This window comes from Massilia sp. DD77 (assembly GCF_036961685.1).
Lineage (GTDB): Bacteria > Pseudomonadota > Gammaproteobacteria > Burkholderiales > Burkholderiaceae_D > Telluria.
This window is the reverse complement of record NZ_JBAMDH010000002.1, coordinates 130058-155316: the sequence shown is the minus strand read 5'-3', so window position 1 is coordinate 155316 and position 25259 is coordinate 130058. Positions and strand designations below refer to the sequence as shown.

Below are 25259 nucleotides of genomic sequence, written 5' to 3'. Positions count from 1 at the left end.
CCGATTTCATAATTTTGTTAATGAGAATGATTCTCATTGCTTTTTGGAGGCGTTGTAAATATGATCTCCAGCGCGGAAGCGGCAGGGGCGCGGAAAGCGCGATCCCCGCTCTTTTCGCGGCTGTCGTGGCAATGGACGGGGAGAAGCACATGGAATCACACCAACAGGATCTCGATTGGCATGCCGTGTTCGTCGAATGCCTGCCGCAGCTGAGGCGTACCGCTTTCAAGGTGCTCGGCAATATGCATTGGGCGCAGGACGTGGTCCAGAACACCTACCTGAAGATGAGCGAGGCCGGGGCCATGGGCACGGTGCGGCAACCCGCGGCCTACCTGTCCCGGATGGTCCGTAACATGGCCATCGATACGTACCGCCGTGCGGCGCTGGAAGCCAGTCTCCTGGCCGACGAGGAACAGGGCGAAGCCGTTCCGTCCTGCGCCGGCACGCCGGAGTCGCTCATGGAGAGCCGGCAGGACCTGCGCATCGTGGCCGATACCCTGGCCGGCCTCCCCGAACGTACCCGTACCGCCTTCGAACTGCACCGGCTGGGCGGGCTGACCCAGCGCGAGGTCGGCAAACAGCTCGGCGTGTCCGTGACGCTCGTGAACTTCATGATACGGGACGCCTTGGCCCTGTGCGACAAGGCGTTGTGCAGGACAGGTAGCGAGCCGGCGTCCGGTGCATAGGCAGCAGTTCATGCTTTTTCAATGAATTGTTAAATTTCTACAAGCCCGCTTCGTCAATGTAAATGAGAAGCATTTAGATTTAGGCGGAGAGCGCCTTGATCGGATGCGGTCACTACCCATGACGAGAGGAGCTTGATGGAACTTTTGATACTGGCCCACGCGCCAACCCGTGGCCTGGAGGTGGGTTTCTTGCCGGCCGCGGCCGGACTGCAGCAGAAGGTGACGATCCTGACCGATTGTGTCGGCGAGCATATCGCGCGGGCCGGCGAGTCGCCCTTCTACGACCAGTGCGAACTGGCCGAATGCGACGTCTCGAACCCGCTGGCCGTGGCGCGCTTCGTCGCCGTGCATAACAAGCGTGTAGCCGGCGTGCTGGCGGCGGATGCGGCCTTGCACGCCTCGGCGGCGGTGTGCGCGGCCTATTTCGGACTGCCCGGCGCCGCATGGCGCAACGCCGTGCTGCACGACCAGCGGCTGCATGCCCATCGCCCATTCCAGGTCCGCCGGCGCATCGTGGATTGCGCCCAGCCTGCCGGCGAGCTCGCGCCGGACTGGTTCCCGGCCACCGTGCAGCCGCTGGAGGGCGGGGCGGCGAGCGGCGGCGCGATCGTGCGCAGTCCGGCCGAGCTCGAGCGCCGGCTGGCCGACCTGCAGTTCGGCTATGCGCTGCTGGAACAGTACCGCGACGACGAAGAGGTCTACGCGCTGGACGCCCTGGCCACCCCGCAAGGCTTCGCCATCCTGGGCGGAAGCCGCATCGCCTTCGACAGGGATGCGGTGCGCACCAAGCGCGTGCAGTCCTTCATGCCGCGTCCTCCGCGCTGCGAGGAACTCCTGTCCATGCTGCTGTCCCATGAGCTGGGCCATGGGCGCCACCATATCGAGTATGCGGTGTCGGGAGCCGGCCTGCGGATCCGCGAGATCCACAACGGCTTGCACGACGACGAGTCCGAGTTCGCCCTGGACGACCAGCTGGACGGCGAGCTGTTCGAGGAAGTGGTCAAGGCCAGCCTCGCCATGCCGGGCAGGCTCCTGCGCCTGCGCCAGGCCGACACGCCTCAGCCGGCGGCGCTGGGCGTGGCGGCATGAGCGCGGCACGCCTTTCCGCCGCGCGCGCGACGGCCGACCAGGCCGCGTGCCACGCGCTGCTCAATTGCCTGGTCAAGGAATTCGCGCTGCCGCTCGCGCTGGCCGACGAGGGCTGTCTCAGGCGGCCCCTCGGACTGCCTTTCCAGCTGTACCGCAGGCTGCAGTCGCCGGACGTCGTGCCTTTGCCGGTCCGGATGCCGGACGGCGTGCGCTTCGTGGTGCTGGCCGACCGCAAGGACAGCCTGGGCAGCCAGTCCTACCGCTCCGCCGTATTCGGCAAGCGTCCGGGCGAAGGCTGGCGCATGCTGACGCCGGCCTTGCTGGCGCGCTTCATGCTGGACAGCTGCGCTGCCATCACCAAGGAGCGCAATCCCGAGCTGCTGGAGCAGATCCTCGCCAGCCGCGACCTGAAGCGCGCCGTCACGGCGCACTTCGCGGGCCGGGCGCCGGCGCCGCTGGCCGATTACCTGCGCAGCGAGCAGTGCCTGTGGTACGGCCATCCGGCCCAGGTGGCGCCGAAGGCCAGGCTGTGGCCGGCCTCGCTGCCCCAGGAGGAGGTGTCGCCGGAATTCGGCGCCGCCCTGCGTCTGCACCTGTTCGACGTGCCCGCCGACGGGCTGTGGGTCGCGGCCAACGGCTTGTCGCGGCAACAGGCGCTGGACGCGTTCGCCGACCAGGATGGCGCCGCGGCCGGCCATGTCCGCATCAGCATGCATCCCATCCAGGCCGAACTGTTCCTTGCCGACCCGCGCGTCCAGGGTTTGCTGAAGGCGGGGCGCATCCGCGACCTCGGCCGCGGCGGCTTCCTGTCCCACCCGACGGCGTCGGTGCGCACCATGTACGTGAAAGAACACGGCTACTTCATCAAGGGGTCGCTGAACGTGCGCATCACGAACTGTGTGCGCAAGAACGCCTGGTACGAACTGGAAAGCGCCTTGCTGATCGACCGCCTGCTGGCGCGCCTGGTGCACGAACAGCCCGGCACCACCGGCGGCCTGGAGGTGGTGGCGGAACCGGCCGCGCTCAGCTGGTCGCCGGACGGCTGCTCCGAAGCGGACAGGATCTGGTTCCGCGAGCAGACCGGCGCCATCCTGCGCCGTAACTTCTGCCTGGACGAAGGGGAAGGGCAGTGCCTGCTGGCGGGCACCGTGTTCGGACGCGACCTGGCGCTGCGCTCGAACGTGCTGGTCTTCCTGGAGCATCACCTGGGCCGCGCGCCGTCCGAGCGCGACCTGCTGGAGTGGTTCGCCGCCTATGCGGCGCTGCTGCTGCGCCCGGTACTGGCCATGTTCTTCCACCATGGCGTCATCTTCGAGCCGCACCTGCAGAACACGGTGCTGGTGCACCGTCGCGGCCAGCCGCGCAAGCTGCTGCTGCGCGATTTCGAAGGCGTCAAGCTGAGCGCCGAGCACGGGATGCGCGAGGTGCCGCAGGAAACCCACGAGCGGGTGCGCCAGTCGATGGCGTATCCGCGTGCGCAGGGCTGGAAGCGGATCGCCTACTGCCTGTTCGTCAACAACCTGTCCGAAGCCGTGCTGGCGCTGACGCAAGGGCGGCCCGGGCTGGCGCCGGCCATGTGGCGGCAGGTGCGCCGGCAATTGCAGGACATCCGCGCCGAGCTCCAGGCGCCGGCGCCCGAGCTCGACGAGCTGCTGGCAGGCGCCGCGATTCCCTGCAAGGCCAATTTCCGCATCCGGCTGGCGGCGGCCGCCGACCGCTTCGCCGGCTATGTCGATCTGCGCGCTCCCTGGGAGACGCTGCAATGACCCAGGCTATCCACGCGGCCTTGCCCGCGGCGGTCGTCCGCCAGGCGCGGCACCTGGCAGCCGCCGGCGCCGATCCGGTCAGCGCCTTCCTCTACGACCTGCCCGCGCTGCGCCGCCACGTGCAGCGGCTCACGTCCTGCCTGCCGTCCGGCGTCGAGCTGTTCTACGCCATCAAGGCCAATAGCGAGGCGCCCCTCCTGGAGACGCTCGCGCCCTGGGTGGACGGCTTCGAGATCTCGTCCGGCGGCGAAATCGCGCGCGTGGCGCAGTGCAGCCGCCGCCTGCCCTTCGTCTTTTCCGGTCCCGGCAAGCTCGATGCGGACCTGGAACAGGCGCTGGAGCAGGGCGTGGAGCTGGTCCACGTCGAGAGCCTGGGCGAAATCCGCCGTCTCGGCGCGATCGCCGGCCGGATGGGACGGCGCCAGCCGGTGCTCATCCGGATCAACCCCGCGCTGCCGCCGCATCTCGCCACCCGGCTCTCGATGGCCGGTGGGCCGACGCCCTTCGGCATCGACGAGGAAGAGCTGGCCCAGGCCGTGGCCCTGGTCGAGCAGAGCCCGCACCTGGCGCTGCACGGTTTCCACATCCACGCCATGTCGCACCAGCTCGACGTCGAGCGGCATATCGAGCTGCTCGACTGGTACCTGGACAAATGGCCGTCCTGGCGCGCGCTGGCCGCCGATCCGCGTCTGGTGCGCTGCCTGAACGCGGGCGGCGGGATGGGCGTCGACTACCTGGGGCCGGCGCAGTTCGACTGGGAGCGCCTGTGCCGCCACCTGGCGGCGCGACTGGCGCGCCTGGAGCTCGACGCCGAGGCGCCGCGCATCCGGTTCGAGCCGGGCCGTTTGGTGAGCGCGTTCTGCGGCTACTACGTGATGCAGGTGCTGGACCTGAAACGCAGCCACGGCAAGCGCTTCGCCGTGTGCCGGGGCGGTACCCACCAGTTCCGCCTGCCGGCCGCCCAGGGCCACGACCATCCGGTGCTGCACCTGCCGGCACCCGGCAACACGGCCGCCCGCACCGAAGACGGGGAGGAGTGGAGCGTCGTCGGCCAGCTGTGCACACCCAAGGACGTGCTGACGCGCCGGGCCGTGCTGTCCGGCCTGGCGGTCGGCGACCTGCTGGTCCTGCCTATGGCCGGCGCCTACGGCTACAACATTTCGCACGCCGATTTCCTCTGCCATCCGCGCCCGCGCCAGGTTTTCCTCGAGCCGGAGGCATCCAACAACAACACCATGGAGTCCACCACATGCTGCACATCCTAGACACCGAACGCCGCGGAAACCGCCAGCTGCTCGACAGCCAGGCCGCGCGCGAATCGAACGCGCGCTCCTACCCGCGCCGCCTGCCGCTCGCCATCGCGCGCGCCGAAGGCATCCACGTGACCGACATGGACGGCAAGACCTATGTCGATTGCCTGGCCGGGGCCGGCACCCTGGCGCTGGGCCACAACCACCCCGTGGTGGTCGATGCGATCAAGGCGGCGCTCGACAGCAAGCTGCCCCTGCATACGCTGGATATCACGACGCCGGTGAAGGAAGCCTTCGTCGACGAGCTGTTCGCCAGCCTGCCGCCCGAATTCGCGAGCCAGGCGCGGGTGCATTTCTGCGCGCCGACCGGCGCCGACGGCGTCGAGGCGGCGGTGAAACTGGCCAAGATCGCGACCGGCCGCAGCGGCATCCTGTCCTTCCACGGCGGCTACCACGGCTCGACCCATGCGGCCATGAGCCTGTCCGGCAGCCTGCACCAGAAGATCGACATCCCCGGCCTGATGCCCGAAGTGCAGTTCCTGCCCTATCCCTACGCCTACCGCTGTCCCTTCGGCGCCGGCGGCGCGCGCTGCCAGCAGCTCAGCGCGCACTACATCCGCAGCCTGCTGGCCGACCCGGAAAGCGGCGTGCGCCCGCCCGCCGCCATGATCGTGGAAGTGGTGCAAGGCGAGGGCGGGGTCGTCGCCGCCCCGAACGAGTGGCTGCGCGAGATCCGCCGCATCACCGAGGAGCACGGCATCCTCCTGATCGTCGATGAGGTGCAGACCGGCTTCGGGCGCACCGGCAAGCTGTTCGCCTTCGAACACGCCGGCATCGTGCCGGACATCGTGGTGATGTCCAAGGCGATCGGCGGCAGCCTGCCGCTCTCGGTCCTGCTGTACCGCAAGCAGTTCGACGTGTGGAAACCGGGCGCCCACATCGGCACCTTCCGCGGCAACCAGCTGGCGATGGCGGCGGGGCTGGCGAGCCTGAAGCATCTCCGCAGCGAGAACCTGGCGCAGCATGCGGCGCAGCGCGGCGCCCAGCTGATGGAGCGCTTGTCCGCGCTGCACCGCGCGTTCCCGGCCATCGGCGACGTGCGCGGGCGCGGCTTGATGATCGGCGTGGAAATCGTCGACGGCCATGGCAGGAGCGACACGCTCGGCCAGCCGCTCGCCGATCCCGCCCTGGCCAGTGCGATCCAGCGCGCCTGCTTCCAGCGCGGCCTGATCCTGGAACTGGGCGGGCGACATTCCTCGGTGGTGCGCTTCCTGCCGCCGCTGATCGTCAGCGCGGCCCAGGTCGACGCCATTGCAGGCATGTTCGAGGACGCGGTGCGCGAGGTCACGGCCTCCGTCAGGGGCGGCGTGGCCGCATGAGCATCCCGCCGTCCCCGGCCCCACTGGCCCCGCCGGTCCGGCGCCGGCTGGTCGTCGCCACTGTGCTGCTGGGCACGCTCTCCGTGAGCCTGAACAACACGGCGCTGAACCCGGCCATTCCCGTGTTCATCGAGGTGTTCGGCATCGACGCCGTGGCGGCCGGCTGGGTGCTTACGGCCTTCATGATCAGCATGGGCATGACGATGCCGCTGACGGGCTACCTGGGCAAGCGCTTCGGCGCGAAGCGCGTGTACCTGGCCGGCCTGGCCTTGTTCCTCGGCGGCTCGCTGGCCGGCGCGCTGGCGCCCTCGATGGCCTGGGTGATCGCGGCGCGCTGCATCCAGGGCGTGGCCGGCGGATTGATGATCCCGCTGTCGCTGGCGCTGGTGTTCGAGGTCTATCCCAAGGAAGAGCGTGGCCGCGTCGGCGGCTGGTGGGGGATGGCGGTCATGCTGGCCCCGGCGGCCGGGCCGCTGGTGGGCGGCGTGCTGGTGGAGCTGAGCAGCTGGCATGCCCTGTTCGCGTTCAACATTCCCCTCGGCCTGGCCGGCTGGGCGATCGGCTGGCGCCACCTGCCCGCCGCGCCGGCCGCGTCGGCCTTCCTTGCGCCCGCCTTCGATTGGCGCGGCTTCGCGCTGGCGAGCCTGGGTGTGGGCATGCTGCTGGCGGCGCTGAGCCGCTTCAAGGGCGCGCAGGCGCTGGCCGATCCGCTCAATACCGGCCTGCTGCTGGGCGCCTGCGCCTGCCTGGCGCTGTTCGTGCGCGCCGAACTGCGCCATCCGGCGCCCCTGCTGAACCTGCGCATCTTCGCCGAGCCGGCCTACAGCCTGAGCGTGGCGGTGGTGGCGGTCCAGTCGGTGGGCATGTTCGGCGTGGTGGTCCTGCTGCCGCTCCTGATGCAGGACGTGCAGGGCCATGGCGCGCTCGCGACCGGCGCGGCGCTGTGCCTCACGGCCTTGTGCGCGGGCATGGTCTCGCCGCTGGGAGGCAGGCTGCTGGACCGGCATGGCCCGCGCGCCGTCGTCGCGGCCGGCCTGCTGTGCAGCGCGCTGGCGACCATGGCCTTCGGCCTGGCCGGGCCGGAAGCGCCGCTGTGGCTGATCCTGGCGCTGATGGCGGCGCGCGGGATCGGCATCGGACTGTCCTATATGCCGGTCAGCACCGCCGGCCTGAACGCGATTCCCGCGCCGCTGGTGACGGAAGGCGCGGCGATGAACAATATCCTGCGCCGCGTCGCGGCCTCGCTGGCGGTGGTGGCGGTCTCGATCTACTACGAGCTGCATCGCGCCGGCCTTATGGTGCAAGGACTCCCGCCCGCGGCCGCGAGCGGGTCCGCGCTCGAGCACCTGTTCATCGCCATCGGCGGCCTGCTCCTGCTGGCCGTGCCGCTGGCGCTGCTGTTCCCGAAGCCGGGCGGCGCCATGCCGCCGGCACATGCAATGACATCTCCTCAATGACATCTCACTAACGGTTCAGAAAGTACATCAATGCACATCATGGAAGCCAAGGAAATGACGGTTCCGACCAACGACGGCGGGACCGGTGAAGCATGGAGCGCGGCCCTGCGCTCGGCGCGCTACCGGCAGGTCGAGCAGCGCGTGGTGCGCCAGCTGCTGCAGGCGCTGATCTACGAAGGGGTGCTGGAATGCCAGTACGGGCGCGACGGGTTCCTGCTGGCCGGCCGCGGCGCCGAGGGCAAGACCGTGCATTACCGCTGCCCGGGGGAGATGAAGCTGAGCTTCGGCCTGGTCAAGCTGGAAGGCACGGTGCTGCGCAGCGCGCGCGGCGAGGACGCCAGGCCCGCCACCCTGGCCGACGTGTGCGCCGAGGTCCTGGGCCTGCTCCCGCCTTCCGAGCGGCTGTCCGCCTTCGTCGACGAACTGGAGCAGACCCTGGTCAAGGACCTGCAGGCGCACAGCCAGCAGCACGGTCCGCGGCCGCCCGCGGCCCTGCGCGGCTTCGACGAGCTGGAAGGCGACATCATGGACGCCCACCTCTACCACCCCAGCTACAAGTCGCGCATCGGCTTCTCGCTGGACGACAACCGCCGCTACGGGCCGGAATTCAAGCAGGCGCTCCAGCTGCAGTGGATCGCCGTGCACCGCGGCCGCGCCCGCGTCAATCACTCGGCGCACACCGGCTACGAGGAGATGATCCAGGATGAGCTGGGTGCAACGGAATACGGCCGCCTCGCCGCCATCCTCGCGCGGCAGGGCGGGGCCATCGGCGACTACCTGCTGATGCCGGTCCACCCCTGGCAGTGGCGGGAACGCGCCGCAACGGTCTTCCATGCCGAACTGGCCAACGGCGACATCGTCGCCCTCGGGCCCGGCCAGGACAGCTACCGCGCGCAGCAATCGATCCGCACCCTGGCCAACCTGAGCCACAAGGACAAGGCCTACGTCAAGCTCTCGCTGGGCATCACCAATACGTCCACCAGCCGGATCCTCGCCGCGCATACGGTGATGAACGGGCCGATCGTGACCGACTGGCTGCATGGCCTGGTGCGCCAGGACGCCTATGCGCAGGAGCTGGGCTTCGTCATCCTCGGCGAAGTGCTGGGCGTGAGCTTCGACTACGACACCCTGCCGGAGCCGCGCCAGGCGCGCGCCTACGGCAGCCTGGGCGCGATCTGGCGCGAGAGCCTGCATCGCCACCTGCGCGAGGGCGAGGCGGCCGTCCCCTTCAACGGCCTGTGCCACCTGGACCAGGACGGACGTCCGCTGATCGATCCCTGGATCGCGCGCCACGGCGTGCGCGCCTGGACCGAACGCCTGCTGCAGGTGGCGGTCGGCCCCATCATCCACATGCTGCTGGGGCATGGCATCGGCATGGAATCGCACGCGCAGAACATCGCGCTCCTCCACCAGGACGGCTGGCCCACGCGCATCGCCCTGAAGGACTTCCACGACGGCGTGCGCTTCTCGCCGGCCCACCTGGCGCAGCCGGAACTGGCGCCCAGGCTGGTCCCGGTGGCGGCCAGCCACGCGCGCATCAACCGCAATTCCTTCATCGTCACCGACGACCTGGACGCGGTGCGCGACTTCTCCTGCGACGCCTTCTTCTTCATCTGCATGGCCGAAACGGCGATCTTCCTGGCGCGCCACTACGCCCTGCCGGAGACCGAGTTCTGGGCCATGACCGCCCAGGTGATCCACGGCTACCAGCGGCGCCACCCGCAGCACGCCGAGCGCTTCCGCGCCTTCGACGTGTTCGCGCCCAGCTTCCAGGTGGAAGAGCTGACCAAGCGCCGCCTGCTGGGCGACGCCGAGCCGCGCTTCCGCCAGGCGCCGAATCCCCTGCACGCCTTCCGGGACGCGGCCTGATGCGGCCGAACCTGCTCAAGCGCAAGCTGGGCGGCGGCGACCAAGCCTTCGGCCTGTTCTGCTCGATCCCCACGCCCGCATCGGTCGAACTGGCCGCCATGGCGGGCTTCGACTTCGTGATCGTCGACACCGAGCACACCCTGATCAATCCGGAGACGCTGGAGAACATGCTCCGGACCGCCGAAGCGCTCGGGATCACGCCGCTGGTGCGCATCGGGGACGGCAGCGGCGCCGATCCCAAGGAAATCCTGCGCGCCCTGGACGGCGGCGCGCAAGGCATCGTCGCGCCCTGCGTGGAAAGCGCGGACGCCATGCGCCGCATCGTCGCCGCCTGCAAATACCATCCACAGGGCATGCGCAGCCTGAACGCGGGGCGTCCGGGCGCCTTCGGCCGGGACCGGCTGGCCGACTACGTGCTGCGGGCCAACGAGGAAATCATGGTGGTGCCGATGATCGAGAGCCTGGCCGGCGTGCGCAACATCGAGGCCATCCTCGCGGTGCCCGGCGTCGACCTGGTGCTGGAAGGCGCCGCCGACCTCTCGCAGTCCTGCGGCCAGCCCTGGCAGATCGGCGCCGATGCGGTGCAGGACGCGCTGCGGCAAGTCCACCAGGCCTGCACAAGGGCCGGCATCCCCTACTGCGCCATCCCGCGCGCCGCCGGCGACTACGCGCGCTGGCGCGCCGGCGGCGTCACTGCCTTTGTGCTCGGCGACGAGCGCGGCATCGCCTTCCGCGCCCTGCGCGCGGCCCTCCACTCCATGACGCTCGATAAAGGAATCAACACGTGACCAACGAACAACGCTGCCAGGCGCAATCCGCGCGCCTGGTGCTGCAGGACCTGATCGACTGCCTGCTGGCCGAAGGCTTCTTCGGCGCCGCCGATACCAGACTGCTCGCGCCGGAGGAATGGCGCGGCCTGTGCGCGGCCCATCCCGGCCTGGCCGGACGCTTTCCCACACTTCCAGAAGGCGCGCTGATGTGGCAATGGACCCTCGCGCAAGCACCGCTGCACTGCGTGCTGGCGCCCGTGGTGCGCGGCATCGGCCAGCCCCTGCGCTGTGTTCCCGGAACGGCTGCCCTGGGCTACGAGGCCGGACAGGCCGCGGCGCTCGACCCGGCCGGCTTGATGCGGCTGTTGGTGTCCCACGCGCCGGACCCGCTCATCGCGCAGAACCCGCAGGGGGCCGCCATGTTCGCCGACTGGGTGGACGAAGCGGTGCGGCAAGGCGCATGGTCGCTGGAGCACCGGATCGATACGTCTAGCCTGCTCGAACGCCCGGCCGCCGCCTGTTTCCAGATCCTGGAACAGTGCGCCTCCCTGCGCGACCGGCCCTTCCATCCGGTGGCCAAGCCCAAGAAGGGCTTCTCGCGCGAGGACTACTTCGCCTACATGGCGGAATTCGGCAATGAGGTGCCGCTGCGCTGGGTGGCCGTCGACCGCGGCGCCATCGCGGCCGGCGAGGGCGTGGAGGGGCAAGCCGATCCGGGACCGGAACAGTTCCTGCTGGACGAGGCCCAGCGCGGCGCCCTGCGGCAGGAAATGCGCCGCCGCGGCCTCCTCGAGAGCCATGTCGCGCTGCCGGTGCATCCCTGGCAGCTGCGCCACACCCTCCCCGTCATGCTGGGGCCGGACCTGCGCGACGGCGTGTGCGTCGCGCTCGACCTCGAGCATGGCGGCTTCCTGCCGACGTCGTCGGTGCGCTCGCTGGCGCCCACCAGCGGCAGCCCGCATTACCTGAAGCTGCCGCTCGGGATCTATTCGCTCGGCGCCTCGCGCTACCTGCCCGCGATCAAGATGATCAATGGCCAGCGCAGCGAGCGCCTGCTGCGCCAGGCCATGGCCAGGGACAGCGTGCTGGCCGAACGCGTGTTCCTGTGCGACGAGACCAAGTGGTGGGCCTATCTGCCGGCGCATGCCGACCTGTTCGACGAGGGGCCGCGCCACCTGTCGGCCATGGTGCGCAGTTACCCGTCCGAGCTGGTCGACGATCCGGCATGCCGCCTGGTGCCGATGGCGGCGCTCGGGGTGGCGCCGGCGCCGGGCCAGACCCATTTCTTCGACGCGTGGCTGCGCTTCCGGGGCATGGCGTCCGAGGGCGCACAGGTCCTGATCCTGTTCCGCGAAGTGTGCGAGCGTTTCTTCGACATCAATCTGCGCATGTTCCGGCTCGGCATGCTGGCCGAGGTGCATGGCCAGAACGCGGTGCTGGTCTGGCGTGCGGGACGGGTAGAAGGCCTGCTGCTGCGCGACCACGACTCCTTGCGCATCCACGTGCCCTGGCTGGAGCGCCATGGCATGGCCGATCCCGCGTATCGCCTCAAGCCGGGGCATGCGAATACCCTGTACCACGACACCCCCGGGGAGCTGCTGTTCTACCTGCAGACGCTGGCGATCCAGGTCAACCTGCGCGCCATCGCCGAGGTCCTGGCCCAGCGCTATGGCATCGCCGAAGCGGACTTGTGGGCGGTGCTGCGCAAGGAGCTGGACCTGGCCGTCGACCGCGTCGACTTCCCCGCCGAGGCCAGGGCGATGCTGCGCGAGCGACTGTTCGAGGCGCCGCAGTGGCCGCTCAAGCTGCTGGTGCGGCCGATGATCGAGCGCGCCGCCGGCCCCGGCAGCATGCCCTTCGGTAAGAGCGTCACCGCCAATCCCTTCCATGCGGCCTCGGCCCGGCAAGACCATGTTCACCATCCAGCCGCGGGTTGAGGGCGCCGGGCCGGCCCTGCGGGCGTTGTTCGCGGAGGTCGACGCCTCCACCATCGGCCACCTGCTCGACGATGGCCATGTGGACGGCGTGCAGCCGCTGGTCCGGCCGATCCGCCTGCTGGGCAATGCCGTCACGGTGCGGCTCCCGGTTGCCGACGGCGGCGCGATCCGCCAGGCCCTGCTGCTCGCCCGGGCGGGCGATGTGCTGGTGATCGAGATGGCCGAAGGCGACCGGCACCGCGCCTGCTGGGGCGAGTTGCGCACCCTGGCCGCGCTGAAGAAGGACCTGGCCGGCGTGGTGATCGCGGGCTGCGTCACGGACGTGCGGGCGGTCGGCGCGCTGGGCTTTCCCGTGTTTTCGCGCGGCGCCAGCGCGCTTACCACCCGCAGCCTGGACCGGGGCGGGGCGGTGAACGTCCCGGTACGGGTCGGCGCGGTGCGCGTGCAGCCGGGCGACCTGGTCGTCGGCGACGACGATGGCCTGTTCATCCTCGACCCCGCGCAGGCGCGGGAAATTGGCGCGCGTGCCCAGGCCAAGCAGCGCCAGGACGCCGAACGGCGCGCCCAGCTGTGTTGACAAGCTTGCACATGTCAATAATAATGATAATCATTATCAATTAGACGGAGGTGCGTAGTGCAATCGTGTTGGCCTGTGCCGTTCAACTATCGTCCGCTCGCGGCGGCCATCCTGCTGGGATTCGCTTGCCCGTCCCAGGCCCAGGACCAACAGGCCGGCATGGAAACCGTCGTCGTCTCGGCATTGCGGTCGAATGTCGCGGAAGACAAGACGGCGCAGACGGTCGTGGTCATCAGAAAGGAAGCCATCGAAGGCCAACTGGCCATCACCGGCAATTCCTCCGAGGTGCTGAGCAACATCCTCCCTTCCTACACGCCCAGCCGCGGCAAGATGAACGGCTCCGGCGAGACCCTGCGCGGGCGCGCTCCCCTGATCCTGATCGACGGCGTGCCGCAATCGAACCCGGTGCGGCCGACCGGCCGCGAAGCGCACACGATCGACTACGCGATGGTGGAGCGCATCGAAATCATCCAGGGCCCGAACGCCATCAACGGCCTGGGCGCGACCGGCGGCACGATCAACATCGTCACACGGCGTCCCGAGAAGGGCGCGCTCAAGCAGCACGCCGAGCTGCAGGTGACGGCGCCCACCACGGATGTCGAGGGCGAGACCCTGAACTACAAGGCCAGCTACCGCCTGAGCGGCCGCATGGACAAGCTGGACTATTTGTTCGCCTTGAGCGCCGAGGACCAGGGCCTGCACCTTGACGGCGCGGGCCGCGGCATCGGCGTGGACGTCACCCAGGGCGACCTGATGGATTCGCGCAGCCACGACGTGCTGGCCAAGATCGGCTATCGACCGGACGGCCTGCAGAAGCTGCAGTTCAGCGTCAACCGCTACCGCATCAAGTCCAAGGGCAGCTACCTCGGCGTGCCGGGCAAGCGCCAGCTCGGCATCCCGTCGACCTCGATCGAGGGAACGCCGCCGGGCACGCCGGCCCACAACGATGTGTGGACTTCCAGCGCCAGCTATGCCCACGCCGACCTGGCGGGCATGGAATTGTCCGCCATGGTCTTCAACCAGGAGTTCGAGGGCCTGTTCGGCGCCGACAACTCGGCCACCTTCCAGGACGTGACGATCGCGCCCAGGGGCGAGCTGTACGACCAGTCGCGCGCTGTGGCCTCGAAGTATGGCAGCAAGCTCGGCCTGACCAAATCCGGGATGCTGGACGGGCGCCTGAAGCTGAGCGCCGGCGTCGATACCCTGGTCGACAAGGGCAAGCAGGACCTGTACGGGACCGGGCGCACCTTCGTGCCGGAATCGACCTACCGCAACCTGTCGCTGTTTACGCAGGGCGAGTACAAGCTGTTCGAGGCATTGACCGTGCACGCCGGCGCGCGCCGCGAGAAAGCCGACCTGAAGGTCGATACCTACCGCACCTTGGCCGCCTACCGCAACACGCTGGTGGAGGGCGGCAAGATCACGTTCGACGAGACGCTGCTCAACGCCGGCCTGGTCGCCACGCCCGTGCGGGACGTGACGCTCTACGCCAGCTATTCCGAAGGCTTCGGGCTGCCCGACATCGGCCGCACCCTGCGTTCGATCAATACCCCGGGACAGAGCATCACCAGCCTGGGCGCCCTGGCGCCCATCCTGACCGAAGGCGTGGAAGCCGGCGTACGCGTGCGCAAGGGCGACTGGAACCTGGACGCGGCCTGGTACCGCTCGGATTCGGACCTCGGCACCCGCGTGGTGTCGGTCAACGGGGTCTTCATGATGGCGCGCGAAAAGACCCGCCTGGAAGGAGTGGACGCCAGCGCCGGCTACCGCTTCGCCAAGGGGCAGCGCGCCAGCCTGGCCTATGCCTACACCAGGGGCCGCTACGACAGCGACGCCAACGGCAGCCTGGACGCGCGGCTCGACGGGCTGAACGTGGCGCCGAACCGCCTGATCGCGCGCTGGAACGCCGACTGGAGCGACAAGCTGTCCACCATGGTGCAGGTCCAGCACGCGTTCAAGCAGCGCTTCGACGATCCGGCCAAGGCCTTCAGCGGCTACAGCCTGGCCGACGCCTCCCTCAGCTACAAGCTGGGCAAAGGGCAGCTGCGCCTGGGCGTCGCCAACCTGTTCGACAAGGACTACATCACCTACTACTCGCAAAGCGCGCTGGTCGAGCCGGCGCGCTACTTCGCCGGCCGCGGGCGCACGCTGACCCTGGGCTACGGCCTGGACCTCTGACCCGGGCCGCCATGCAGCCCACGCCGCCAAACTTTCGCCTGCTGCGCCTGCTCGCCGCCATCCCGGGCGGCTACCTGCTGTCGGCGCTGGCGGTGAGCGGCATCGGCGCCGGCCTGGCCTGGTCCGGCATGGCGCGCGCCGAAGCGGTGGCGCTGGGCGGCATGCTGGGCCTCGTGCTCTACCCGGCGCTGCTGCTGTGGGGCCTGCGCAAGTCGCTGGCCTGGCTGCACACCTGGGCGGGCGTGGTGCTTGGCGGCGTGCTGTTCGCCGTGTTCTGGACCGGCAGCCTGATCGTGTTCGACCGCGAAATCGACCGCTGGATGATGCCCGACACGCGCCTGCCGCCCGCGCCGCGGGAGCTCTCGCTCGACCGCATCGCGCAGGCGGTCGCGCCGGCGCTGCCGGCCGGGGCAAGCCAGTGGCGGGTCGACCTGGCGACCGAGCGCGCGCCGCTGCTGCGCTTCAGCTACAAGGCCGGCGCAGGGGAGGATGCACAGGAGGGCGTCCGCCGGCTCGATCCCGCGCGCCTGGCCTTCCTGCCCGAGCCGGGGACCGAGGGCGCCAGCGGCTTCCTGTTTCCCTTCCACTACGGCCTGCACCTGAAATGGATGGACCTGGGCAAATGGCTGGTCGGCGCGGCCGGCATGGCGATGCTGGTGCTGCTGGTCTCCGGCGTGATCATCCACCGGAAGCTGTTCGTCCAGTTCTTCACCTTCCGTCCGCACAAATCCCTGCAGCGCAGCAGCCTGGACCTGCATAACCTGACCGGCGTGCTGGCCCTGCCTTTCCACTTCGTGATCACGCTCTCGGGGCTGGTCATCTTTTTCTCGATGTATTTTCCGCAGGCGCAGCGCGGCGCCTATGAAGGCGCGAAGGCCAAGCAGGCCTTCACCGCCGAAGCCTACGGCAAGTTCGCGCGGCCCAAGGCCGGCGTCCCGGGAACCATGGCGTCGCTCGACGCGATGGCCGCGCAGGCGGAGCAGCAATGGCAGGGCGGCCAGCCCTATTTCGTACGGGTCTGGCATCCGGGCGACGCCAACAGCTATGTCGAGCTGCGGCGCTCCTATGCAAAGGACATCACGATGAACCTCGACCAGATCTATTTCGATGCCGCGAGCGGCGCGGTCCTGAAACGCTTCGAAGCCGGGCCCGTGATGACGCTCCAGCGTGCCGTTTCGGGCCTGCATTTCATCCAGTTCGAGCACTGGCCCTTGCGCTGGCTGTATTTCCTTGCAGGCTTGAGCGGCTGCGTGCTGATCGGCACCGGTTTCCTGTTCTGGCTCGAAGCCCGGCGCGCGCGCCATGCCAAGCATGGATTGGCGGGTGTGCGCCTGGTGGAAGCACTGGCCGCCGGCAGCATCACGGGGCTGATCGTGGCCACGCTGGCCTGGCTTGCCGCCAACCGGCTGCTGCCGCCGGACGCCAGCCTGGCGGGGGTCACACGCGCCGCGCTGGAGCTATGGATCTTCTTCCTGGTGTGGCTGGCCTGCTTCGTGCACGCCTGGGGGCGGCGCCGCGCCGCATGGCGCGAACAGGCATGGGCGATCTGCGCGCTCGCGATCGCCTGCGTGGCGCTCAATGCCCTTTCCACCGGCGACCATCCTGTGCGCGCGGCGGCCAGGGGCATGTGGGCGGTGGCGGGCATCGACATGATGCTGCTGGCGGCCGCCGCGCTGGCGGCTTTCGCCGGCGTCCGCATGCGCGGCGGGCCGGCATCGGCGCCGGCCCGGCCAGGCCGGAGCGGCAAGGCGGCGGAGGCGGTGCCATGATGGATGTTTCGCTGCTGCTGCTTGCCGCACTGGCCGGCTACGCCGGCTTCGCCTGCCTGGCCCTGGCGATGCCGGACTACTGGCACAGGGTGGGAGGGAGCGAGGACCACCCGGCGGGGGGCGCGCGCCGCTTGCGGCTGGCGGGCGCGGCCCTGCTGGGCGCGGCTTCGCTGGCCTGCGTATGGCGCGACGGCCCGGGTTTCGGCCTGCTGCTGTGGGGGCTGATGATGCCGGCGAGCGCGCTCGCCGTCGCGTTCACCCTGACCTGGCGGCCGCACTGGCTGGGTGCTGTCATCCGCAGCAGGGGCGGGAGCAAGGGCGCGTCCGTGGTGGTGGAGCGCGTTCTCGCGGGCGAATAAGCCGCCCGGCCGGACGAAGTCCGGCGCGAGCTTGCCGGATTACAGCTGGGTCAGCGAGATCGTATTCGGAGCCGGCGTCGAGCACGGCTCCTCGTCGAAGGCGATGTCGCCGTTCGGATTGGCGACGCCGTCCACCTTCAGGTCGGCGAAGCCGAACAGGTCGCGGTCCTGCAGGTGCGAGGGCACCACGGTGCTGAGCGACGAGAACACATTGTCCACGCGGCCCGGGTGCTTCTTTTCCCAGTCGCGCAGCATGGCCTTGATCTGCTTGCGCTGCAGGTTTTCCTGCGAGCCGCACAGGTCGCACGGAATGATCGGGAAGCCCTTCACCGCGGCGTAGCGCTCGGTGTCTTCTTCCTTCACGTAGGCCAGCGGGCGGATCACCATGTGCTTGCCGTCGTCCGAGACCAGCTTGGCCGGCATGCCTTTCAGCTTGCCGCCGAAGAACATATTCAGGAAGAAGGTCTCGAGGATGTCGTCGCGGTGGTGGCCCAGGGCGATCTTGTTGCAGCCCAGCTCGTCCGCCACGCGGTAGAGGATGCCGCGCCGCAGGCGCGAGCACAGCGAGCAGGTGGTCTTGCCTTCCGGGATCAGGCGCTTGACGATGCTGTAGGTGTCCTGGTTCTCGATGTGGTAAGGCACGCCGAGCTTGTCCAGGTAGGCCGGCAGCACCTCGGCCGGGAAGTTCGGCTGCTTCTGGTCGAGGTTGACCGCCACGATGTCGAAGTGGATCGGCGCGCGCTCGCGCAGGGTCATCAGGATGTCGAGCAGGGCATAGCTGTCCTTGCCGCCCGACAGGCAGACCATCACCTTGTCGCCGTCTTCGATCATGTTGAAGTCGCCGATCGCCTGGCCCACCAGGCGGCACAGGCGCTTGTGCAGCTTGTTGTTCTCGTAGGCGAGCTTTTCCGCCTTCTTCGTATCGACCGCCAGCTGGTCGAGATCCGCTTCGCTCATGCCTCTTCCTTCACTTGGAACACTTCGACGCCCACGCCTTCGCAGTCGGGGTAGACGTCGGGCTTCATGGTCGACACCCGGGCCGCGCGCACGCGCGGGTGGGTCAGCATCGCCTTGACCACGTCGTCGCACAGGGTTTCCTGCAGGTGGATATGGCCCTTGGACACGCGCTTCGCGATCGTCTCGCGCATGAAATCGTAGTCGACCACTTCCGACAGCTGGTCGGCCTTCGGGGTCGATTGCTCGAGCGGGATGAACAGGTCGACGTTGATCAGGACACGCTGTTCCGCCTTCTTCTCGAAGTCGTGGACGCCGATGTTGATCATCACTTCGTAGTTGCGCAGGAACAGCCGGCGGCAATCGCGCAAGCTCGGGTGGGACAGGGCGGACAACATGGTTAGCCTTATTGATTAAATAGAATGATGTGCTTCGGTCAGGAACATCACGTCGCGGCCCAGCGGCACCAGGTGCTGGCCGCCGTCCACCAGCAGCGTGGTGCCGGTCAGCGCACGCGCGGCGGCGGCGTAGACGACGGCGTCGGCGATGTCCTGCGGGGTGGAGGAACGCCCCAGCGGCGTCGCCTGGTGGGCGCGCGCGAAGCCTTCCTCGCTCTGTTCGCCCGACACCATCGTGATGCCGGGCGCCACGCCGACCACGCGCAGCTTCGGCGCCAGCGCCTGGGCCAGCATCGTGGTGGCGCTGTGCAGCGCTGCCTTCGACAGCGTGTACGACAGAAAATCCGGGTTGAGATTGTACAGTTTCTGGTCCAGCAAGTTGATCACCACCGATTGCCGTCCTTCCGGCGTGGCCGCGTGCAGCGCCTGCGCCAGCAGCAGCGGCGCAGTGACGTTGGCCTGCATGTGGGTGGCCAGCAGGGTGGGGGAGAATTCGGTGGCGCTGTCGTATTGGAACAACGAAGCGTTGTTCACAATGCAAGACAGCGGACCGAGTTCGGTGGCCGCGCGTCCGGGCAAGGCGCGCACGGCGTCCTCGGCGGCGAGGTCGCATTGCAGCGCCACGGCGCGCCGGCCGAGGGCGCGGATGGCGTCGACGGTGGCCAGCGCATCCGGTTCGGAATGGCGGTAGTGCACGGCCACGTCCCAGCCGGCATGGGCCAGGCCGAGCGCAATGGCGCGTCCCAGGCGGCGCGCGCCGCCGGTCACGAGCGCGACCCTGGGCAGGGCGGGCGAAGCGGTTTCCGTCATCTTGGTGTCGTCTAAATTGTTGATACGGGCCGATCTCGCTACAATGCCGGCATGTCCCTGCCAGCACCCGACCACGACGCCCTTGCCGCGTCCCATTCCCTGCAACAGCTCATCGCCGACGAGATCGAAGGGCGGGGCGGAGCGATTCCGTTTTCGCGTTTCATGGAGCTGGCGCTGTACGCACCCCGGCTCGGCTACTACAGCGGCGGCGCCTCGAAGCTCGGCGCGGAAGGCGATTTCACCACCGCGCCCGAGATCTCGCCGCTGTTCGGCGCGGCGCTCGCGCGCGTGGCCGCCGCTATTATCGCCCAAAGCGCGCCCGACATCATCGAGTTCGGCGCCGGCACCGGCAAGCTGGCGCGCGACGTGCTCGCCGCGCTGGCGGCCCAGGGCGTGGCGGTCGGCTCGTATACCATCATCGAACTCTCGGGCGAGCTGCGCGCGCGCCAGCAGGAAGCCCTGAAGGACCTGCCCCAGGTGCGCTGGCTGGACGCCATGCCCGAGCGCTTCTCGGGCGTGGTGCTGGCCAACGAAGTGCTCGACGCCATGCCGGTCGAGCTGGTGCTGAACACGGCCGCCGGCTGGCGGCGCCAGATGGTCACCATCGAGAACGGCGCCTTCGCCTTCGTGCAGCAGCCCCTGGACGCGGAACTGGAAGCCCAGCTGGCGCGCCAGGTGCCCGAGCACGACGCGCGTCCGGAAGGCTATTTGACCGAACTGCATCCGGTGAGCGCCGGCTTCATGCGCTCGCTGGCCGCCATGTTCGAGGGTGGAAAGGGAGCGGCCATCCTGCTGGACTACGGCTTCCCGGCCCACGAGTACTACCTCGACCAGCGCATGGGCGGCACCCTGATGTGCCACTACCGCCATCACTCCCATCCCGATCCCTTCTATTTGCCGGGCCTGCAGGACATCACGGCCCACGTCGATTTCACGGCGATGGCGCTGGCCTCCCAGGAGGCCGGCCTGCCGGTGCTGGCCTATATGAACCAGGCCTCCTTCCTGCTGGGCGCGGGCATCGGCGAGCTGCTGATGGAGCACGATCCCGAAGACGCGCTGCGCTTCCTGCCCCAGGCCAAGGCGGTGCAGAAGCTGGTCTCGCCGGCCGAGATGGGCGAGCTGTTCAAGGTGCTGGTGGTGGGCCGCGACGTGGACCTGCCGGACGCCATCGCGGCGGCCGACCGCAGCCACCGGCTGTAGACCCGGTAATAACTTGCACAGCGGATACAAATCCGGCTAAGCTGTACGGTGGGGCAGCAGCCGGATCGGCTATCATTCGCTGAACACGCACACCACACACCATGGCCAAGATCCACACCCACTATGACAACCTGAAGGTTGCGCGCGGCGCGCCGCAGGAAGTCATTCGTGCGGCGTACAAGGCCCTCAGCCAGAAATACCATCCCGACAAGAATCCGGGCGACGAAAAGGCCGCCCGCATCATGGCGATCGTCAACACCGCCTATAACACCCTGTCCGACCCGGTGCGCCGCAAGGAGCACGACGACTGGATCGCGTCCGAGGAATGGGAAGTCGAGTGGGTGGAAAGCTCGAACGCCGAAGAAGGGCGAGGCCGCCCCGAAAGCTGGGAAGCGCGTCCGCCCGAGGGCCCGCGCCGCGCGCGCCTGCTGCGCGATCCGCGCTGGTGGCTGGGCTTGACCACGTGCTTCGTGGCCGGCGCCGCCTGCGCGGTGCTGCTGGCCCAGCAGCCCAGCATGCTGCCCAGCGCCCTGGCCTGGCCCGGCAAGCCGGGGCCGGCCGCCGGTCCCTCCGACACGGCGGCCGCCAGCCCGGTGCCCCAGGACGAACTGGGCAACGACACCAGCATCGAAGGCTGGGCGCGCCGCTACAGCGGCGAGGCAGGCAAGGAGCCGCCGCCCGAGGTCAAGGCGCTCGCCGTCACCCAGCTGATCGTGCCCCAGCGCGCGCCGGACTGCGGCACCGACCTGCAGACCCTGCACGCCCCCACCGGCGACCCCTGGCCCGAGGACTCCGGCTACCTGGCCGGCTACCCGGTCGGCAACAACGGCAGCGAGATGCAGGTGGTGGTCGACAACAGCGCCAATACCTCGCCCGTGTTCGTCAAGGTCTACGACCTGGACCGCCGCTCGAACGTGCGCCACGCTTTCGTCCAGGCGCGCGAAAGCTTCCTGATCGACAAGCTCGCGGCCGGCAAGTATGAAGTCCGCTACCAGAACATCCTCATCGGCGCCCCCCCGGGCGAGTGCGTCAACGGCCGCCGCCTGCCGCTGCGCCAGGCCGCCGCCATCACCCCGGAAGGCTGAACCGCCGGCCCGGCTGTCGCATTTTGTCCGCACCCCGGCCGCGGCGGTGTTGCCGTATTTACCCGATTTAGTTATTTTGTTCCCCTGCCGTAATATACTGGGCCGATGCCGTGCGCCCATGAGCCCGGCCGGCACGCCCAACGCAGGCTGAAACGGAACCCATGAACGAACTTGAAGGCCTCACCGCCCTGATCATCGAGCCACATGCCGGGATGCGCGCCAACATCCACAGCATGCTCAACCTGTGTGGACTGACCCGGATCGAGCACGCCAGCAGCTCGAACCAGGCCGTCAAGCACCTGGGTTTGCGCGCGTTCGACCTGATCCTGTGCGAGTACGACCTCGAGGGCGGCCAGGACGGCCAGCAGCTGCTGGAAGACCTGCGCCATCACAAGCTGATGCCCCTGTCGACCATGTTCTTCATGGTCACGGCCGAAGGCAACCAGAGCAAGGTGGTCAGCGCCGCCGAGCTGGCGCCGACCGACTACGTGCTCAAGCCCTTTACCGCCGACCGCCTGCTGGAGCGCATCGCGCGCGCGCTCGACCGCCGCAACGCCTTCCTGCCGGTCTATGCCCTGATGGACGCCGGCGACCAGCGCGAGGCGATCGCCGCCTGCATCGAGGCCCAGGCCCAATACCCGCGCTACGCGATCGACTTCCTGCGCCTGCGCGCCGAACTGCACATGTTCCTGGGCGAAGCCGACCAGGCCGAGCCGATCTACCGCCAGCTGGCCGACGCCAAGGCCATCGCCTGGGCGCGCCTGGGCCTGGCCAAGACCCTGTTCGTGCGCAAGCGCTTCGAGGAAGCGCGCGAGATCCTGGAAGACCTGGTGTCCTCCAACCGCACCTTCGTCGACGCCGCCGACTGGCTGGCGCGCACCCACGCGGCGGTGGGCGACCTGGCGAAGTCGCAAGCGGTGCTGAGCGAGGCGGTGGCGGTGTCGCCGCACGCGGTGCGGCGCCTGCGCACCCTGGCCGAGACCGCGTTCGAGGCGGGCGACGCCGAGGCCGCCGAAAAGGCCTTCAAGAAGGTGGTCGACAAGGCCAAGTATTCCGAATTCCGCGATCCCGAAGACCATGTCAAGCTGGTGCGCGCCCTGGTCGTCAAGGGCGACCCGGTGGCCGCCGCCTCGGTGATCCGCGACCTCGACCGCTCGATGGGCGGGCGTCCGAACACCGCCCTGTGCAGCGCGATCTCCTCGGCCCTGCTGCATGAGTACACCGGCAACGAGACCCGCCTGAACGACGCCCTCGCCACCGCGCTGACGGCCTGCAAGGAGGCGCCCACGCTGTCGCCCGACCTCAAGCTGGAGCTGGCGCGCACCTGCCTGCAGAACAACATGGAGGACGGCGCCTCGGACATCGTGCGCGACGTGATGCGCAATGCCTCGAGCGACGCCGTGATGACGCGCGCCATGGGTGTGATGGAGCAGGCGGGCTTCCCCGAGCTGGCGCGCACCCTGGCCCAGGAAAGCCGCCAGCACGTGGTCGACCTGGTCGCCGGCGGCGCCGCGCGCGCCAGGAGCGGCGACTACAAGGGCGCCGTCACCCTGATGCTGGAAGCGGCGGTCAAGCTGCCGCAGAACCCCTCCGTGGCCTTCAATGCCGCGCTGGCGGTGCTGCGCTGCCTGGAGCACGAGGGCTGGGAAGAGCGGCTCGGCCAGCAGGTGCCGGCCCTGATCGGCAAGATCCGCCAGCTCGACCCGGCCAACGCCAAGCTGGGCGCCCTGGCGGCCCTGCACCAGCAGGTGCTCAAGAAGTACAACAAGGCCGCGTCCCGCCCGGCCGCCGGCCGTCCGGCCGCCGTGCCGGCCGCGCTGGGCGTGCCTGTGCTGGGCTCGGCGCAGAAAGCGCAGTAAGCCGCCATGACCACCCGTCCACCCGAAGGCGTCACCCGCCGCGTGCGCGCAGCCCTGATGCACAAGGTCTGCGGCGACGAGGAGATGTTCGCCCTCGGGGCCTCGGTCGCGCGCGTGGTCGAGATGGCGTCCAGCGACGACCAGGGCACCCATGACCTGGCCTATTACGTGGTCTCGGACATGGCGCTCACCCAGCGCATCCTGCGCCTGTCCAATACCGTCCAGTACCGCACCGCGTCCGGGACCCCGGTGACGACGATCTCGCGCGCGATTTCGCTGCTCGGTTTCGACAACGTCAAGGCCACCGCGCTGGCCATGCTGCTGGTCGACGCCCTCGACAGCGGCGAGCATGCCGGCAGCGTGCGGGTGGAGCTGGAAGCCGCCCTGTGCGCCAGCCTGGTGGGGCGCGAAATGGCGCGCCACAGCTTCTACCAGGGCGCCGAGGAAGCGGCGATCTGCGCATTGTTCAAGAACCTGGGCCCGCTGCTGGTGGCCTGCCACGAGCACGACCGCTACCGCGAGATCGCGGCCCTCACCGCGGGCGGCAAGCACACCGCCGGCCAGGCCTCGCAGCTGATCCTGGGCTGCAGCTACGACGCCTTGTCCGAGGCCGTGCTGGCGGAATGGAAGATCCCGGACGTGATCGTGCGCGCCCAGGCGGCGCTGCCGCCGACCGCGGTGCGGGTGGCGGCCAACCGCGGCGAGTGGATGCGCCAGGTGGCCGCCTTCGGCCTCGACATGGCGCGCCTGATGGCGCGCAGCCACGAGCCGGCCGACACGCTCGAGGCGCATACGCTGCTGCTGCGCTATGGGCAGGCGCTGGACCTGGACAAGGCGCGCATGGACGCCATGTTCTCCGCGGTGCAAGAAGGCATGAACGCCCTGCTGCAGAGCATGAACATGGAGCCCGCGCCCAAGACCGAGCCGGAGGCCGCGAGCGGGCTGCCGAATGTCCTGCTGCTGGCCACGCTGGACGCGGGCGAGGAAGACCAGGATGGCGTGCACCCGAGCGGCAAGCCGAAGAACGCGCGCGAGCTGCTGCTGGCGGGCGTGCAGGACGTGACCCAGCTGCGCGCCTCGGGCGAGGGCAAGGTCAACGACGTGATCCTCGCCGTGCTCGAGACCCTGTACGGGGCGCTGGGCTTCCGCTTCGCCTGCGTCTGCCTGAAGGATGCGCGCGCGGGCCAGTACCGGGCCCGCGTGTCCCTGGGCGAGGAGGGCGCCCGCCTGCAGGCCGGCTTCGCCTTCCCCGCGGCGGCCGGGCGCGACCTGTTCCACCTGGCGATGGAGAACGACGCCGACCTGATGATCTCGGACGCGGGCAGCCCCAAGATCCGCGACCTGCTGCCGGCCTGGCACAAGGAGCTGCTGCCGGACGCCAAGAGCTTCATCGTGCTGCCGCTGGTGGTGGGCAAGGCGCAGCTGGGGCTGTTCTATGCGGACCGCACCAACACCGCACCGGAGGGCGTGCCGCCGGATGAGACCTCGCTGATCAAGGCGCTGAAGGGGCAGGTGCTGGCGGCGCTGGCTCCCTGAGCACCACATCAGATTGGGTTCCGGCGAAGTGAACTGACCCCAGGATCAAGCGGCCTGGGCGAATCAACAATGTCTGCAGAACACCTTTTTTGCAAACCATACAAAACAGCCCTTGCAGACTTGGGGTCCGCCCGTTACAATCACGCCCCGAAGCAACGCTGCTATGCGATGCAGACAAGGTCTGTTGAAACATAGTTGACAATACGTTGAGCTTGCTTCATACTCTGCGGTTCTTCGCGGTGGGGTGGCCGAGTGGTTAAAGGCAGCAGACTGTAAATCTGCCCTCTCTGAGTACGCTGGTTCGAATCCAGCCCCCACCACCAAAAGAAGA

The 25259-nt window shown here is 69.0% G+C and carries 19 protein-coding genes, 1 tRNA gene and 1 pseudogene; 18 read left to right on the top strand and 3 right to left on the bottom strand.

Annotated features, from left to right (window positions below; all coding sequences use genetic code 11):
* The first annotated feature begins 149 nt into the window (after nt 1-149).
* From V7778_RS01785 to V7778_RS01725, 13 genes are all read left to right on the top strand, one after another.
* A complete protein-coding gene (locus V7778_RS01785; RefSeq protein ID WP_335551636.1) occupies nt 150-686 on the top strand; it encodes a sigma-70 family RNA polymerase sigma factor in 537 nt (178 codons plus the stop codon).
* 135 nt (nt 687-821) lie between these two features.
* Nucleotides 822-1775, top strand: coding sequence for a hypothetical protein (locus V7778_RS01780; RefSeq protein WP_335551635.1), 954 nt, complete (start codon nt 822-824; stop codon nt 1773-1775).
* A complete protein-coding gene (locus V7778_RS01775; RefSeq protein WP_335551634.1) occupies nt 1772-3541 on the top strand; it encodes an IucA/IucC family protein in 1770 nt (589 codons plus the stop codon). The genes V7778_RS01780 and V7778_RS01775 overlap by 4 nt, the downstream gene beginning before the upstream one ends.
* Nucleotides 3538-4806: a type III PLP-dependent enzyme gene (locus tag V7778_RS01770; RefSeq protein WP_335551633.1), complete on the top strand. Its 1269-nt coding sequence runs from the start codon at nt 3538-3540 to the stop codon at nt 4804-4806. The genes V7778_RS01775 and V7778_RS01770 overlap by 4 nt, the downstream gene beginning before the upstream one ends.
* Nucleotides 4791-6170 carry a diaminobutyrate--2-oxoglutarate transaminase gene (locus V7778_RS01765; protein WP_335551632.1) on the top strand — a complete coding sequence of 460 codons (1380 nt, stop codon included), beginning with the start codon at nt 4791-4793 and terminating at the stop codon, nt 6168-6170. Before V7778_RS01770 ends, V7778_RS01765 begins: the two co-directional genes overlap by 16 nt.
* Nucleotides 6167-7627 (top strand): DHA2 family efflux MFS transporter permease subunit, encoded by a 1461-nt coding sequence (locus tag V7778_RS01760; RefSeq protein ID WP_335551631.1) that lies wholly within the window; start codon nt 6167-6169, stop codon nt 7625-7627. Before V7778_RS01765 ends, V7778_RS01760 begins: the two co-directional genes overlap by 4 nt.
* Before the next feature lie 30 nt (nt 7628-7657).
* Nucleotides 7658-9496, top strand: coding sequence for an IucA/IucC family protein (locus tag V7778_RS01755; RefSeq protein WP_335551630.1), 1839 nt, complete (start codon nt 7658-7660; stop codon nt 9494-9496).
* Entirely contained in the window at nt 9496-10284 is a 789-nt protein-coding gene (locus V7778_RS01750) for an HpcH/HpaI aldolase family protein (RefSeq protein WP_335551629.1), read from the top strand. The genes V7778_RS01755 and V7778_RS01750 overlap by 1 nt, the downstream gene beginning before the upstream one ends.
* Nucleotides 10281-12203, top strand: a complete 1923-nt coding sequence (locus tag V7778_RS01745) for an IucA/IucC family protein (protein ID WP_335551628.1) — start codon at nt 10281-10283, stop codon at nt 12201-12203. The genes V7778_RS01750 and V7778_RS01745 overlap by 4 nt, the downstream gene beginning before the upstream one ends.
* The gene (locus V7778_RS01740) at nt 12178-12780 is read left to right on the top strand and encodes an RraA family protein (RefSeq protein ID WP_335551627.1); all 603 of its coding nucleotides are present in this window, start codon (nt 12178-12180) and stop codon (nt 12778-12780) included. The genes V7778_RS01745 and V7778_RS01740 overlap by 26 nt, the downstream gene beginning before the upstream one ends.
* Nucleotides 12781-12855: 75 nt before the next feature.
* The gene (locus tag V7778_RS01735) at nt 12856-14958 is read left to right on the top strand and encodes a TonB-dependent receptor (protein WP_335551626.1); all 2103 of its coding nucleotides are present in this window, start codon (nt 12856-12858) and stop codon (nt 14956-14958) included.
* A gap of 11 nt (nt 14959-14969) precedes the next feature.
* Nucleotides 14970-16727, top strand: a complete 1758-nt coding sequence (locus V7778_RS01730) for a PepSY-associated TM helix domain-containing protein (RefSeq protein ID WP_335551625.1) — start codon at nt 14970-14972, stop codon at nt 16725-16727.
* Nucleotides 16724-17086: a DUF3325 domain-containing protein gene (locus tag V7778_RS01725; protein ID WP_335551624.1), complete on the top strand. Its 363-nt coding sequence runs from the start codon at nt 16724-16726 to the stop codon at nt 17084-17086. The genes V7778_RS01730 and V7778_RS01725 overlap by 4 nt, the downstream gene beginning before the upstream one ends.
* 39 nt (nt 17087-17125) lie before the next feature.
* Here the strand turns inward: V7778_RS01725 and ttcA are convergent, their stop codons facing one another.
* Genes ttcA through V7778_RS01710 form a run of 3 tightly spaced genes read right to left on the bottom strand, consistent with a single transcriptional unit; the run spans nt 17126 to nt 19248 of the window.
* Nucleotides 17126-18043, bottom strand: coding sequence for a tRNA 2-thiocytidine(32) synthetase TtcA (gene ttcA / locus V7778_RS01720; RefSeq protein ID WP_335551623.1), 918 nt, complete (start codon nt 18041-18043; stop codon nt 17126-17128).
* Nucleotides 18040-18438, bottom strand: a complete 399-nt coding sequence (locus tag V7778_RS01715) for a dihydroneopterin aldolase (protein WP_211521018.1) — start codon at nt 18436-18438, stop codon at nt 18040-18042. The genes ttcA and V7778_RS01715 overlap by 4 nt, the downstream gene beginning before the upstream one ends.
* 15 nt (nt 18439-18453) lie before the next feature.
* Nucleotides 18454-19248 (bottom strand): SDR family oxidoreductase, encoded by a 795-nt coding sequence (locus tag V7778_RS01710; RefSeq protein WP_335551622.1) that lies wholly within the window; start codon nt 19246-19248, stop codon nt 18454-18456.
* 51 nt (nt 19249-19299) lie between these two features.
* Here V7778_RS01710 and V7778_RS01705 point away from each other — a divergent pair, with 51 nt between their 5' ends.
* The 5 genes and pseudogenes from V7778_RS01705 (at nt 19300) to V7778_RS01685 (ending at nt 25251) form a co-directional block, all read left to right on the top strand.
* On the top strand, nt 19300-20448 hold the full coding sequence (locus tag V7778_RS01705) for a class I SAM-dependent methyltransferase (RefSeq protein ID WP_335551621.1): 1149 nt from the start codon (nt 19300-19302) through the stop codon (nt 20446-20448).
* Between the two features lie 101 nt (nt 20449-20549).
* Nucleotides 20550-20693: pseudogene (locus V7778_RS25100) on the top strand (DnaJ domain-containing protein); the annotation flags it as partial.
* Nucleotides 20694-21694: 1001 nt separating this feature from the next.
* On the top strand, nt 21695-23392 hold the full coding sequence (locus V7778_RS01695) for a tetratricopeptide repeat protein (RefSeq protein ID WP_335551619.1): 1698 nt from the start codon (nt 21695-21697) through the stop codon (nt 23390-23392).
* 6 nt (nt 23393-23398) lie between these two features.
* A complete protein-coding gene (locus tag V7778_RS01690) occupies nt 23399-24928 on the top strand; it encodes an HDOD domain-containing protein (RefSeq protein ID WP_335551618.1) in 1530 nt (509 codons plus the stop codon).
* 238 nt (nt 24929-25166) lie between these two features.
* Nucleotides 25167-25251 (top strand) — tRNA-Tyr (locus tag V7778_RS01685).
* The last annotated feature ends 8 nt before the right edge of the window (nt 25252-25259 follow it).